Origin of the sequence: Pseudomonas sp. Irchel 3E13 (assembly GCF_900187455.1) — a bacterium.
In the GTDB taxonomy this organism is placed as follows: domain Bacteria; phylum Pseudomonadota; class Gammaproteobacteria; order Pseudomonadales; family Pseudomonadaceae; genus Aquipseudomonas.
Window position 1 is genome coordinate 20,975 of record NZ_FYDX01000013.1, and the last position, 14,964, is coordinate 35,938.

Annotated in this window: 7 protein-coding genes; all 7 read left to right on the top strand. The window is 56.1% G+C overall.

Annotation, left to right across the window (positions count from 1 at the left end; all coding sequences use genetic code 11):
- The first annotated feature begins 346 nt into the window (after positions 1-346).
- Positions 347-2,650 carry a M66 family metalloprotease gene (locus CKW37_RS22235; protein WP_095158418.1) on the top strand — a complete coding sequence of 768 codons (2,304 nt, stop codon included), beginning with the start codon at positions 347-349 and terminating at the stop codon, positions 2,648-2,650.
- Positions 2,651-2,775: 125 nt separating this feature from the next.
- A complete protein-coding gene (locus CKW37_RS22245) occupies positions 2,776-6,819 on the top strand; it encodes a hypothetical protein (protein WP_143502115.1) in 4,044 nt (1,347 codons plus the stop codon).
- Entirely contained in the window at positions 6,816-11,168 is a 4,353-nt protein-coding gene (locus tag CKW37_RS22250) for an RHS repeat-associated core domain-containing protein (protein WP_095158421.1), read from the top strand. The genes CKW37_RS22245 and CKW37_RS22250 overlap by 4 nt, the downstream gene beginning before the upstream one ends.
- A gap of 622 nt (positions 11,169-11,790) precedes the next feature.
- Positions 11,791-12,258 (top strand): hypothetical protein, encoded by a 468-nt coding sequence (locus CKW37_RS22255; RefSeq protein ID WP_095158422.1) that lies wholly within the window; start codon positions 11,791-11,793, stop codon positions 12,256-12,258.
- A 51-nt stretch (positions 12,259-12,309) separates the two neighbouring features.
- Positions 12,310-13,077, top strand: coding sequence for a TSUP family transporter (locus tag CKW37_RS22260; protein ID WP_095158423.1), 768 nt, complete (start codon positions 12,310-12,312; stop codon positions 13,075-13,077).
- A gap of 101 nt (positions 13,078-13,178) precedes the next feature.
- Positions 13,179-14,075, top strand: coding sequence for a VOC family protein (locus tag CKW37_RS22265; protein WP_095158424.1), 897 nt, complete (start codon positions 13,179-13,181; stop codon positions 14,073-14,075).
- Position 14,076: 1 nt separating this feature from the next.
- On the top strand, positions 14,077-14,952 hold the full coding sequence (locus tag CKW37_RS22270; RefSeq protein ID WP_095158425.1) for a CoA transferase subunit A: 876 nt from the start codon (positions 14,077-14,079) through the stop codon (positions 14,950-14,952).
- Positions 14,953-14,964 lie beyond the last annotated feature (12 nt).

The following is a 14,964-nucleotide window of genomic DNA, read 5'->3' on the forward strand; positions in this document are numbered from 1 at the left end:
AGTGTCCTCAAGTTAGGCTCTGTATGAAAAGCCTTGATACTCGGTGATGCTGCGTTGAAAACAGCCTCGGAATGCTCATTTACAACCCGTAAACTCCGCTTCCTCGGCTGTTTTCGCCTTGCCTGACCTTCGTCTCAAGGCTTTTCATACAGAGCCTAGTTGCTGCAAGAAAAATCATTACGATGACAGTCGCCCGGTATTCCGACAACTGACAAAAATGCCAGGTAGCGTGCCGGCCATATTATTACCAAAAATTCTAAATATCAGAAGTTTGCCGGGCTAGGCTGAAACAAGCAGCGTCGCCATCAAAGTAGTTACTCTTTTCGTATGATTAACGAGGTGCGTCATGGAACGTGTCGAGCCCACTGTATTTTTTAATCAGCGGCCTTTGAAAAATGATTTGGTAAATGGAATGCAAGCCAGCATAGAGTTTGCCCAGTCCATAATCATACCCTCGCAGTCGACGTCATTACCGGGTGACAAGAAGCCGAGGCTGGTTGCGCTCAGGAATACGCTGGTGATGTTCAGGCCAATAGGCAGTGCTATCGATTTTAAAGAAGGAATTATAATGAAGGTCCTTCTCGAGAATAATCCATTGTATTCGGTCAAACTGCATGACTTCATGGCGAGACCAACAATGGCCGGGAAAGTTCAAGGGTTTGGTCAGGCGGATTTCATCGAGCCAGGGCAGTATGATCGGGTCATCGAAACCCAGGCAGAAATCGATTTGATCGGGCATGATCCTGACGCTAGCCACTTCAAGACACTGCTCTCGACGCACAATACCCTGAACGTGAAACTTGCAAATGAACGTTGGGCTTCGGACTTCTATCTGCCAGGACACTCCACGTCACTGAAGGGTAAAAAGATAGTGTTTCACTCCGATGCGGTGTTTGAATCGCGGGTGCATTATGGTGGAAGTACGGTGCGCTTGAGAAGAGGCGAGAAGTTGGTTTTTTTCAACAGACAGGGCGTGTGGGGGGAACGAATCGATCTTGAGTTTCAAACCATCGATTACGCGCCTGACCTCCGGAGCTGCATTATTCCCTGGCAGCATGTAAAACCCGGGATCACGCTACGCTTTGACGCCGCTAATATTAGCGGGTCGTACAACTCTATCAATATTGGCGCGCCAAGCGAACTTCTGCTGAATACGATCGATATTGGCATGTTGACACCCAATAACGATGTGTTTTCATCCCGCTTCAGCGCTGAGCTTCAGCGTCAATATTTTCAGCAAACGCCCATCAGCCGGCTGGTGGTCAACCAATATGAACCGGTGTATTGGAAGGAAATAAAGTTGCCCAGTGGCGAGGTGATAAGTGGCGCCTCCACCGATAAAGGCGATGTTCATAACGGTGACCTCAGGCAGTACACGGGAAAAGAACTGATTTCCCTGGGCATCAATAATGCCAGCTACGGCATTCACAGTTCACCGGGTTCGGGAGAGGATGGCCTGAATAAACATTTTGCGGCGGCGCAATTCACGGCGCACACGTCTGTCGGTAATTACAGTAATGGTCGGGTTGTCCATGGTCTGTCGGGCGGCGGCAGTATCGTGACGCTGGTCGATTGCGTGGGCAATGAATTCAGCCATGAGCTGGGTCATAACTACGGGATCGGTCATTACCCAGAGAAGTTCACCGGGTCGGTACACCGTTCTTCTGAAGCGATCAATTCAAGCTGGGGCTGGGATAGTAACAAACATTACTTCATCCCTAATTTCGAAAAGTCACGCTTCAACCTGCCTACCTGTTATGAAGGTACATGCCAAGCGCCGTTTCACGGGCATAGCTTCGGCACCGACACCATGGCGGGTGGATTCCCGATGTGTACGCCGACTAATGGCTATACGCTTTGCACACCGCATACCCACCATCACATCCAGCAGTTTATGGAAAGCAAGGCGATCTTTGATAAAACCTCCAGTACCGGCTACCTGAAGTGGAATGAAACATCAAAAAAACTGGAGGAATGGGGTGAGTTCCATAGTGCTGCCGCTGACGAGTTTGATTTGAGTTCCATGACACGGTTGCTCAACGACTACCGACTGGTTGAAATACCCTTGTACGATAACCACCACGCACATGACGTATTCATCCCGGCCGCGGCGGCCGCCAATAAGTCCAAAGGCATACACGTTGTGCATTACGCGAGTTGGGGCGCCACGTTGCGTATAAATGGCACCTCCGTGCCGCTGGTCAGAGGGACGGTATTGAATTATGAGTCCAATGGCTCGACGTGGGTCGAGGTCAAGGACTTCTCTTTCAATGTTGTCCGCAAGCCTGCCCAACAGGGCATTCCGGTCACAACGCTGCTTGGCTACTATGACCCTCGGGCCGGATACAACAACTATATATTTCCTGCACTTCATTGCGCCCACGGGAACAGTTATTCGGCGGATCGGGATGTCGAGATAAATGCGGCCAAGTGTTATCTGGTAGTCAGGAACGCTAATAACCAGACGCTGAAGTTCGTGCTGAGGTCATCCCGTGTACAAGCCACTACACCGAACCGGTTCCATGTGAACGTCCCCTCATCCTTTTCGCCGACCAAGGCCACTCTCTATCGAGATGGCGCTTTAGCGTGGGCAGTGGATCTCGACCCGCCCACCGGAAACGCGCGCGTCACGATCACCGGGCGACAGTAGCCGCGTTCGACCTGGCGGGTTGTAGATGAGCATTTCGACGGGGCTCACCCATGAGCCCCTTTTCAACGCTGCATGGGCGAGTGCGGTTGCATGTCGTACAGGGCCTGAAACGCGGAGTGCAATACATGTTGAATCATGACGCTGATGACTTCCTGCCTTCGATGGTCGGTTTCGAAGTGAGTAGTGTAGGGGCAGGTGAACACCGCTGGCGGAGTCCGGGTTATCTTTTGGCGGACCGTGACCTGAGTGTCGGAGAACGCATACATGCCTGGGTTATCAGGGAGCGTGACGGGCGGGTCATGAAAACCGTTGCCTTTACCGCAGATAAAGACAACCGGGTAGTTGCCAAATGGCCGGCCGCCTTTCTCAATGCCATCAACGCCGCGCCGGTACCCAGTGGCGAACCGCGTTATTTGATCGCGGGGAAATTCAGCAATAACGGTGCGCTTGAAGTTTCCGCCACCGGCAGCCCATCTTCAAAAGCATTCTCCGATATGACATCCGCGCAGAAGGCCGAAGTCAATCGGCTCTGGTACTACGATAGTGGTTGTCGGGTCTTTACGTCCGCGCCGTTCATTGCCAACCAGGTCATTGCAACCCCGATGCCGGACCTTGATCTGGCGGCGGGTGAAAGTATTGCGGTTCAAGTGCGTGACAGAACCAACCTGCATTTATATGAAACTTTTTTGTTTGCCCCGGCAGACACGCTACGCAAGGCAACTGACTGGCCAGAGGCACTCTGCAAGCATATCGACGAAATCAAAAAGAAAGCCGACAGTACATATGGCATGTTGCGCGCTGGTAAACAGGGCGACGACAAGGTGTCCGTTTCCCCCGGTAAAACGGGTAATGCACTCTGGATACCCCAGTATTCAAATCTGTCCGTGGAACTGGAGCCTGTTACCTGGCAAAAATACAAAGCCGTGGAGACATTCAAACCCACTGACGGCGCCGTCATTCAGTTTTTCGTTTATGACCGTTATTCCAATGCGCAACTGCCAGGTTCGCCGTTCAGTCACACGGTGAAGGGAAGCGACTTTGCAAGCTGCATGACCTCGCTTGCAGCCGGACTGAAGAGCTCGCCCTTGGGGAGTTACCTGCGACTGGGCGGAGCAACTGCCACTGCCGAGCCAGACTTCGGCAAGCCCAATAGTTCAAACCTATGGGTCATGGGGCTGCCCGTCAGGGTGGTGACACTGGGACTACCCGGTATCACCTCGGCACATGAAAAAGCCTTGGAAAACCTGGACGGTACAGCACTGACGCTGGGTGAGTTGTTTGACAAGTACAAAGACGGCGTACGTATCACGCTGTGTGATCGGTGGAGTGGTCAGATCGCACAGGCTTGGGCATTTGAACCGAGCGTTGCCGACAAGGCAACAAAGGATGCCTGGGTTAGGGCGCTTTGTGTATTCCTCGGTTCGAAATTCGCCACCGATGCGCCGTTTGTGGGGTGCGGTGAGAACAACGCTCAACCGAGTGTGCCCATTGATACAGATAAAAAGTTTGAAACCTGGACCCTGTGGCTGCCGCCGGAGACAGAGGGGGTACTGCATGCAGAACTGTGGGTCGCTAGGGTAAACAAAAATAAGGTAGTCCCTGTTCAATTGGGCACCAAGCTGATGTTTCTGAGAGACAAGTTGGTGGCTGAAGAAGTGTTGATTATGGGGGAAATACTAGGCCTCGCTGAACCGTATGACAGAGCGAAGTACTCGGCGGCGCACTACTTTCGTCAGCTGCACGCGTGGAGCGGTGATGAAGGATTTATACACTATGGCAAGGGCATTGCAGGGCTTAGGGTTGAAAAGATAGTCAAAGAAGCCTTGGGTGGTGATGTCTGGACAACAAAAGCTCTTTCAGATATATGGTGGAACTGTGTTTCGAATGAAATATATGCTAAGGGTATCTTTAGGTCCGAACTGGCTGAGCAAAATATTTCTGCATTGCCAGCCTCTCGCGTTGCGCGTGAAGATATCCCCTCCGAGGAAGTGGAACTTTGGCAGTTGCGGTTGCCTTCTGCATATCGGATTAAAGAGTGTCTATCTTGTACTGAGAGCCATATGGTACTGAGCGTTACTGTTTCTCATGGGCTGAGTGTTAGCGCGCTGGAACAAAGTGTCGAGATCCCGGGGGAGGATTCGCTTACACCAATAAAGTGCACACTAAGGAAAGCACTGGTAAAGTGCGCACAAAGTCAACTGTACGCGATACTGTCAAGGCTGAAATATCGCAGGGAAGAGATGATTCAATACGAGACTCTGAAGTTATTCCTATGGCTGAAGGAAGATGTTCTGCAAAGGCTAAGTGTAACCGAGATACTTGAGATGCTTGAACTTGGTTCCGTAGGGTTTAATGCCGATGGTGGTTTAAAAGGTTTCGAGGTGACGACCACGCCTGCAACGTTAGAGCTTATTCGAATTCTCAAGAAATTTGAGTTTTTTGAAACAATCACGCTGGACCTGCAATTGCTGCCAAATATCGTTGAGTCGGGCATCCGGTTTGCTTTCTGTGCTCCCGAATTGATACCAGGAACAACACCTATCAACGTACTTCCCTTGCAGGAGAACTACCATCGAAGTGGTGGCATTCACCTCCATATCCCTGACGGGATGACGATAACGTCAAACCATCCGCTCGCGTGCGCAAATTACATCAGCGAGGCTGGTATTACCCGCGCTGCTGCTTCAGCACTTACTATCGATCCACCCATCACGGGCAAACGCTTTATTCCCAGTGATTCGCTCTGTGCCGACTACGCCAACACCCCCGGCTCAGAGGTTTATGACGTCAGTGGGGCTGTCGAGAACGGTGTCGATCCCAGAACCGGGCTGTTTCACGCGCATTATCCGGTGGGGGTGATCCGCGGGCTTTACGACACAGGCCCCAACATCGACCTCACGTTGCACTATTCGGCCACCCGGGCCAATGAAAGCGCTCTTGGGGACGGCTGGGCGTTTCGCTTCTCCTCTTATGACAATCGTCTGCACCGCCTGACGCTTGCCACAGGCCAGACGCTGACCTTGACCGCGGCCAATATCGCTGATGCGACAGATAAAAAGCGCCTGCCCATCAACGGCGTGACCTTGACGGGTGCGAAAGGCTCGTTCGACAAACTGACCGACCTCACGGTGATATTCCCTTCCGGACGACAGGAGGTGCTAGCCGTACCGGGTACCCACGACAACAAAGAGGCCAGTGAGCACTACAAGATGGCGTATGTGGAAAAGCTGGATCGCTACCGAAAGAATCTGGAGCAATGGCAGAGGGAGAGCGGCGTCTCAAGCGAATCCACTCAGGAGATCAAAGACGAGATCAAAGCACTCGGCAACCTCAAGTCAGAGATGAAGCGCACGTCCCTGATACTGGTGCCGTCCACTATCACGTCACCACAAGGCAAAAGCCTGTACCTGGCGTGGGAAGGAAAAGACGGCCATGTCCGGCTGAACACCATCAGTTACTACGGGGTCAACCTGTTGACTGCCACGCATGGCGCCCCCGTCGCCAGCGGAAAGTACACCAGCACGTTCACCGTTTGGCCGGGCACGGAGGAGGAGTACAGCGTCACGCTGGATATCACCGATTGCCTGCTGACCAGACTGACCCGCAAAGGCAAAAACGATGCCTTGCCAACGCAAACCGTAGTCTTCGGCTATTGCGATGACCCGGTACTGGACCGAGTGCTGAACTCGGTGGCTGAGGAAGACGGCTCGCTGGAGGTGGTGAGCTATGTAACGGCCTGGAAAACCTGGGATCCCAGTAAGAGTCTTCACACCCCGCTGCCACAGGTTGGGCGCCATACCCTGGTGCCGGGGGCCGGTCAGGCCGTGATCAGTCACACCTGGCAGTGGAGTGGCATTAATAACGCGCTGCAAGCAGAGGGCGATTCATTTTCCTCTACGCAAACCCTGGACCTGGGTGATGGCGTCAGCGGCCCGTTCACTCGACGCACCTGGACGCTCAAGAACAGCCATTGTCTTGAAACGGAGATTGTGGAGGAAGTTCCGGGAAGTTCCCGCACTACAACCCGCATGGAATACCCGGACACGGTCAGTGGCGACACCTTGGCGGCCAAATACCGTTGGGCTACCCAGCCCGTCAAAGTCAGCGTGACCACGGAAGATCTGCAGACGACACCCTCGGCTCCCGCTGCGCAGGAGAAACTGTCATGAGTCAGACAACAGCAAGCACTTCAGTAACAGAAACCACCCTCGTGACCTGTGATCCTGCGCTAGGACTGCCGACGAAGGTCGTGGCAGGAGACGGCCAGACGACTCATTTTTGCTATTACCCCGTGGCTGCCACTGCGAGTAAGCCGGATCACAGTGACAAGGCCCCCCAAGTGTCAGGCCTGATCACTGGCCTGCAACTGGAAAACAGTGACGCAACGCCCTTGTCAACGGCCATGGCGCTGACGTGCCCGGTGATCCATGACACAACGCAACCGCCGCTGATGGCGCAGTATCAGTTTCTGGCATTTCCTGACGGCAGCGTGTCCGACGCTACGCTGACGGTGTACGGGTATGCCAAGGCAAGCCTGAACCAGGAAGGCGTGCTGATTCCGGATACGATTTTGAGTCTGGAGGGGGTGACAGTAGATACCGCTACCGTGCCCTGGACCGTGACAAAAGCAACGGGACGAGCAGGACTGTCGGTCGGCTTGCAGCAGGTCGAGCGTAAAAAAGACGACGACGTGCTGACAACCGTGAGCACCGCCACTGCCTGGTACAAGGACAACGCGGCTCGCCAGACCCGGAAATTGGTGGAGACCCTGACAGCAGATCACGACGAAGGGACGTTGCGGGCGAAAAGTGCAACCACATTGAAGGTTGAAAATCTTGAGTTGAGCCCCGTCTTGTCACACCACATCCGGTCTGCGCGCAGCGGTCGGACAGTGCGCGAAACGCAGCAGGATGACCTGGGTCGCCCGGAAAGAATGCTATTTCACACCTACGATGCCCGAGACCGGTTGCTCGGCAGCACAACCTGTCCTTATGACGAAGAAAGCTTTCTGGACGGTTCAATGCCAGAGGAAGGGCAAACCGTCGAGACAATCACGTGGACGGATACCCACAGCGGCACCTGGGTCAGTACGACCGGCCCGGACGGTCGTTGTGGCCGAGTGCTGCTGGACGGCCTGCAGCGCCCGGTACGCTGGGAGTTGCAACGCACGGCCGGCGCTGATCACGCTGACAGCAACTATGTCTGTCTCCAGGAAATGACCTACGGTGCCGATGGTGAAGTCGCACAGCAGTGCGTGTATGACTATTTCCCCGGAGGGTTATGCCTGCGCAGTGACGGCATCGCCTTGCCGGACAACCTGCGCGACTGGTTCTGGACGTCCGAAAAAACTACCGGCAAGACCGATGCGGAGCAGGGCGATAGCCTGACGACCGAAAGGCTGACCGGCACCGTGCTCAAAGGCCCGCAGCACGCGTTGGAGACGAAGCAGCGCAATCACCGGGACGGGCAGGTGACGTTGACGCAGACCCAGAAAAGCTGGGAGGCGGGCACCGATAAATTGAAAGGCACCGGCGTGGTCACCGAAGAGGTCGTCAATGCCAAGGGGCAGCGTGTCAGCCTCACGGAAACCCTGCCTGGAAGCGGTACTGAGCCAGTGACGCGTAAATGGACCACCACGTTTGACGAACTTGGGCGGCGAACAGAAGTCATTGCGCCTGATACCCGGGGGGTGCAATGGGCATATGAGGGCCTGAGCACCACGCCTACCAAAATCAGCATCAAGGGCTCCAGCGGCTCGATAGTAGTGATGGGCAAACAAACCCTGCGCGGCGCAGGTAATCAGGGCGACGAGATCAAGACACGGACGGTGGGCGCAGAGGGCTCACCACTGACTTTCGAATATGACGACGAGGGACATGTTCGCCCGGACAAAACGCGCCTCTATTGCGGGAGCAGTGAAGACGGCAACACGACCTACTGGTATGCCCAAAAACATAACGAATCAACGCTGCTGGTCAAATTCGAATACACCCCGCTCACGCGGGGGATCAAGGCTAACCGACTCGCCACCAAGGACAATCTACAAAGCGCCATTACCAGTGAATGTTTGTCGCCGCAGCTTTTGGGGCTACACCGTACCAACCGGGTGGTGCGTGGCGTTACACAATCGAGGTGCAGCCAGCATTCGCTGCGTGGGAGTGAGGCGGGAGGCTTGCACCCCAGCGGTGTTTTCAGTCGGGCCTGGACGGATAGTCAGAACCGGCGCAGCCGGGTGCGACGCGGCCAACTGGAATACCGCTACCGGTATGGCGCGCAAGGTGAGTGCGAATATGTCGCCGTCGAGGACATGCGTACCGGGCGTAAACAAACCATTGCGTACCGTTACGATGAACACGGCCGGGAGGTGGAACGCACTTACCGCCTGGACGGGATCGTCAAAAGTCGCTACGTCCAGACCTGGACCGCGATAGGGCAGTTATCCAGCAAGACGTGGTATCGAAATGGGGAAAGCACCCCTGCCAGAACGGAGAACTTTGCTTATCTGACTTGGCGAGACGAGTTGTGCTTCTGGTCCGTCAATGCAACCGCGGGCCATGAAATCAAGAATGCGCAGGGCGATGTGCTCATTAGCCAGTCGTATACCTATACGGCGCTGGGAAGTCTTCTGAGCTGCGTCACAACATTCGCGAATGAAGACAAAGAAGAACAACTTTATAGTTACGGTAATCTCAAGCAACCGACTCTGCGAACCCGCGTGACCGTAATACGGACCCCAAAAGATGAACCTGCCAGCCAGTCGATAGAAACGCAGTTGGACTATTACAACAGCGGTAACCAAAAAAATACCGAGCGGAAGCAGGTATTCGCCTATACCCACACGGGGCAACTGCAATCTGTCACCTCAACAGAGAACGGAGCCACGCTTGCAACCTATGAATATGACGAGTTGGGACGCCTGGCGGCCCAGTGGGATGAGGCGAACAAGCAGCGCCGGGTATTGCAATACAGCGACAATCAGTTGTGCGGCGAAGTCTGGCTGGATGCAAAGGGCGATGCTATCAAGCGGCGCGTCCTCGATGAAGAAGCAGGCCTGGTGGTGCAGATGCGTGAAGGTCAGGGTGCGAGCGAAACCACCGAGACCCTGTTCATCCTGGCCGACCCACAGAATGGCGGTGGAGAGGAGTTCTGGTTAAACGCCAAGGGCGAATGGGAAAGCCGCTTCGTCGGCTTTACCCCTTGGGGAGAGGCCCCTCTGGGAGAGCTGAACGCCATGAAAAGCGGCCTGGGCTATAACGGCCAGCGCGTTGATCCGGTGACCGGCAACTACCATCCAGGGCATGGCTACCGGGTCTATGATCCGCAACACCAGGCGTTTTATCAGGGCGACAGCCTGAGCCCGTTCGGCAAAGGCGGGCTCAATGACCGGGCCTACTGCGCCGGCAGAGACCCGGTGAACTGGTGGGACAAGGACGGGCACATCATGATCAATCGCCGGGCCCAGGCGCAAAGCCTGGCCTCACTGGACGACATGATCCGGCAGTCGACGCCACCCACTCATGAGCCGGCGGAGTGGTGGGAATGGATGCTGATCGGGGTGTTTGGTGCGCTTGCGGTTATCGGCTCGATCATGACCGGCGGTGTGCTGGGTGTGGTGTTGTTGGCCGTTGGCGCGACGGGATTCGCACTGGGCGCAGCATCACTGGCACTCAAGCAAAGCAACCCGGCGTTGTCTGACAAGCTGGGGTGGGCATCGACAGCGCTCAGCTTCTTCGATGCTTCGGGGGCGGTCTTTGGGAAAATAGCCGGGCTGATCGCCAAAGGCGTACGCGCGGGCATTCAGGCGCTGCGCAGTTTGCGCCATTTCGTGAAACTCCAGGGCGTCAGTGCGCTGTTTAAAGCGTCGCGTAGCGGGCGTTATCTGGATACTGCTCGACGTACCGGCGGGAAAGTTGCCGCCGGTGGGAGAACCGGCGCCTCGGTAACTGTATATGAAAAGATGGGGCGTGACGGCAGGAATGCCCGGCTCGCTGGTGACCTGGGGTATATATTTGAAGATACATACAAAGGGGCTCCGCGGTTGAATATACACGCCCATGGAGGCCTGGTTGGTAACAGTGGGATGATGGCGCTGGATAATGGCTTGAAGTTGGCGGATGACGTATATAGAAAGCTCAGGGGTTTTGTCGATTTTGAAAAATATCCCAATATTCGATTGATCATGTGCCATTCGGCCGATGGATTGAGTAATTCCTTTGCCCAGCGCTTTGCTGACCTCACGCGTTCCAAGGTGAAAGGGTATGTGGGGGGTGTGTATTCGAACTATACGGCGAATGAAGTCGGTCTGGGGTTTGCTCTAGGGGAGTTTGGAGGTGGAAAAGTAATTAATGGATTAATTGCCAACATGGATTCGCTCAGGATTACAAAAGTGAATCCTTTTAATCCGATTAACCAGTCTCATATGTTTGATCCGGTGCACTATGACCTGTGGTTGAATTTCAGATACAGTCCTGTCAAGTTTTTTCCGCGTCCCGGCGCTTCCGGACTACATGGCATTTAAATTAATAATTCAAGAGGTTTTTGCATGTGTCGCAATGGTTGCCAGGGCGCTGCCCTGGTAACCATATCCTGCAGGTATATTGCGTCTGCATGCTCGATAGCAACTGCTGTCGCCCCCTAAAAAACCGGTTGTTGTCGACTTGCAAGAAGCCGGCCTCGATGTAGCGCACCAATCGACTCCAGTCCCTACAGCGTATTGACCATTGTCAGGCGACATCGGCTCGCCCGGTCTCAGTCTTGGGCCAAGTGCTCTGCGTCCGTCATGACATAACCACAGGCATTGTCTGATGCGTCTCCGGATCTCGGTTACCGTCGTTGTCCTTGGTCGATCCAGGCGCAAGAATCAGCGTGTACTTCTCCTGCAGGGCGCAAGTTTTATTAAACCGCTCCGGCACTTCGACCTTGCATAAGATTCTTCGCAATCTCTCGATGGAGAAGTCTCCTACGTGATTGCGAGACATTTCATTGGTTTTTGTTCTTGTTCTCATCTTGGAGTTGGCTAGTGTTGACGCAGTATTGATGCGGCACTCTGAAGGTTTGTTAATCGTGCGGTACTGGCTTTAATGCCAGGAGTTCGAATTTTCTGCGGGTCTCTCTTTTCGATTCACTTCAAGGAGATAAGCATGAGTTCCATGTTTGAAGGGCACGGCGTTGAGGGCTTTGTGGGCGCCAAATCCATGCACGGCTTTGGACTGAGTTTCATCAAGACGCTTCCCCAGCATATCGCCCATTTAAAAATTCCAGGACGGGCAATAACGGAAGGCATGCGCAGAGGACCCTTGCTTGCACAAATTGAGCATGTGACGAGTATCAAACAGGCAATGCGCAATGTTCTTGACGACCCCATCACGCAGACTGCACAGCGCTATGCCGAGACCGCATTCAGGGCCTTCCTGAACAAGACCGACGCTGACGACGGCGTCTTGAAGTTTTTCAATGGCTGGAATGAACTTCATAAAACAACCAGCCTGGTCTCGGCAAAAATCATCATGCGTCTATCCGCTGACGCAGTGTCCATGCCTGGATTACAACAAACGTGTCGGAGCGGCTTTTTGCGCTTTGTGCGATGTGCTTATGTAATCCGCAAATAGCTCGGAACGTTAAAAAAGGTTTTCGTATTCCCGCGTTTGAACGAGGTTTTGATGGCGTTTGAAAATGCCCTGGTCATTCTGGCGTTATTTGCTTTCTGCGGAGGCCTGATCGATGCCGCGGTAGGCGGAGGCGGGCTGGTACAGGTTCCCGCACTCCTGCATGCGCTACCTCAATACAGTCTGGCTACCGTCTTCGGCACCAATAAGCTGGCGGTGCTGGCGGGTAACCTCGCTTCGATCTTCAGCTACGCGAAGCGCGTCAAGATCGTCTGGTGGCTCTTGATTCCCACCATGGTGTCGGCGTTCGCAGGCTCCTTTCTCGGCGCCTTTTCGGTGTCGCTGATTCCCCGGTCGGTCATGGAGTACGCGGTGTTCATCGTGCTGGTACTGATGGCCGTGTACACCTTTGCCAAAAAGGATCTCGGCAGGACGCATGCGCACGTTCACCGTAGCGGGCGAACCGTCGCGTGGGGCATCTGCCTCGGCGCGCTGATCGGCTTTTACGACGGCGTCTTCGGTCCTGGCAGCGGCAGCCTGCTGCTGTTTGCCTTCGTGAAGGTCTTTGGTTTCGATTTCCTCAACGCCTCCGCGTCGGCGAAGCTGGTCAATCTGGCGACGTTCTGCGCGGCACTGCTGTTCTTCATCCCGTCCGGCCATGTGCTGTGGGCCATTGGCGGGTTGGTGTGCCTCAGCAATATGGCCGGGGCTTTCGTCGGCACCTTTCTGGCGCTGCGCTATGGCAGCGGCTTTATTCGCGTGTTCTTCCTGATCCTGCTGGTCTTCCTGATCGGCAGGATGGCCTTGTCCATTTTCAGCTAGTCCGCCCGCCCAACCCGCTTAGTCTCAACGGACGATGATGCCCCCAGTGCCGCTGCGCACAATGACCTCGATACCGAATTCAGCCATCGAGGAACAGGGGCATGATCGAGATTCGCGGTTTGGGCTATTTCGTCGCACAGGTCGAAAACCTCAGCCAATGGCAGCGCTACGCCGAGGGTGTGCTCGGCATGCAGGTCCGGCCGGCACCGGCGGGCGGGCTGTACGTGAAGATGGACGAGCGGCCGTTTCGCATGCTCATCGTCGAAGGCAGCGCGGCGCGCTATGTCGCGTCGGGCTGGGAGCTGGCCTCGGAGCAGGCGTTCAACGCCGCCTTGCGCCATCTGGACGAGCAGGGCGTGGAATGGCAGGCCGGCAGCGCCGAGGACATCGACCAGCGCGGCGTGCAGGCGCTGGCGTCGGTGGTCGATCCGTCGGGCAACCGCCATGAGCTGAGCTGGGGCCATCGCTCCGACTGCCTGCCATTCGTCTCGCCCCAGGGCGTGCCGCGTTTCATCACCGGTGACATGGGCCTGGGCCACACGGTCCTGCCGGCGCCGAACTTCGACGCGACCCTGGCATTCGCCAAGGATGTGCTCGGCTTCGGCCTGTCGGACATCTTCAATTTCCGCCCCGACCCGTCGGCCCCACCGGTGCGCATCCACTTCCTGCACTGCGGCAACGCCCGCCACCACAGCCTGGCCCTGGCCGAGTACCCGGTGCCATCGGGCTGCGTGCACGTGATGGTCGAGGTCGATTCGATGACCGAAGTCGGCCGCGCCCATGACCGCCATCTGGCCCAAGGCGTGAAGCTCTCGGCCACCCTCGGCCAGCACCTCAACGACCGCATGACCAGCTTCTACATGCAGACCCCGTCCGGCTTCGACCTCGAATACGGCTTCGGCGGCCTGCAAGTGGACTGGGCGCAACATTCGGCCTTCGAGTTCACCCGCGTGAGCATTTGGGGCCATGACTTCTCGGTCGGCCAGCAAGGAGCCTGACATGAACAAACAACTGACGGCGGCCGATGCGGTCGCCCAACTGCGCGACGGCATGACCATCGGTTTCGGTGGCTGGGGCCCGCGGCGCAAGCCGATGGCAATCGTCCGCGAGATCCTTCGTTCGCCGGTAAAAGACCTCACCGTGGTCGCCTACGGTGGCCCTGAAGTCGGCATGCTCTGCGCCGCCGGCAAGGTGCGCAAGCTGGTGTTCGGTTTCGCCACCCTCGACGCCATTCCGCTGGAACCCTACTACCGCAAGGCCCGCGAAGCCGGTGAGCTGGAGCTGATGGAACTGGACGAAGGCATGTTCCAGTGGGGCCTGCGCGCCGCCGGCATGCGCCTGCCGTTCCTGCCGACCCGTTGCGGCCTGGCCACCGATGTGGCGCGGCTCAACCCCGAGATCAAGGAAATCCGCTCGCCCTACGCTGACGGCGAGGTACTGCTGGCGATGCCGGCGCTGAACCTGGACGTCGCGTTCCTTCACGTCAACGTCGCCGACCGCCTGGGCAACTGCCTGGTGACCGGCCCCGATCCGTACTTCGACCACCTGTTCGCCCGCGCCGCGCAGCAGTGCTTTGTCTCTTGCGAAAAGCTCGAAGAGCGCCTGGAACTGACCGCCGAAAGCGCCCGCTTCAACACCTTCGAGCGCTACCTGGTGACCGGCGTGATCCACGCACCGCTGGGCGCGCATCCGACCTCATGCCCGTCCGACTACGGCTGGGATTTGCAGCACCTCAAGCAGTACGTCGCCAGTGCCAGCGAGGAGGGCGGCTGGGCGCAGTACCTGCAGACCTACGTGGCCGGCGGCGAGCAGGCCTATCAAGCGCAAAACGGCGGTGCCGAGCGCATGGGCGCGTTGCCCCTTCCCGTGTTCTGAGGAGAGCGAAGA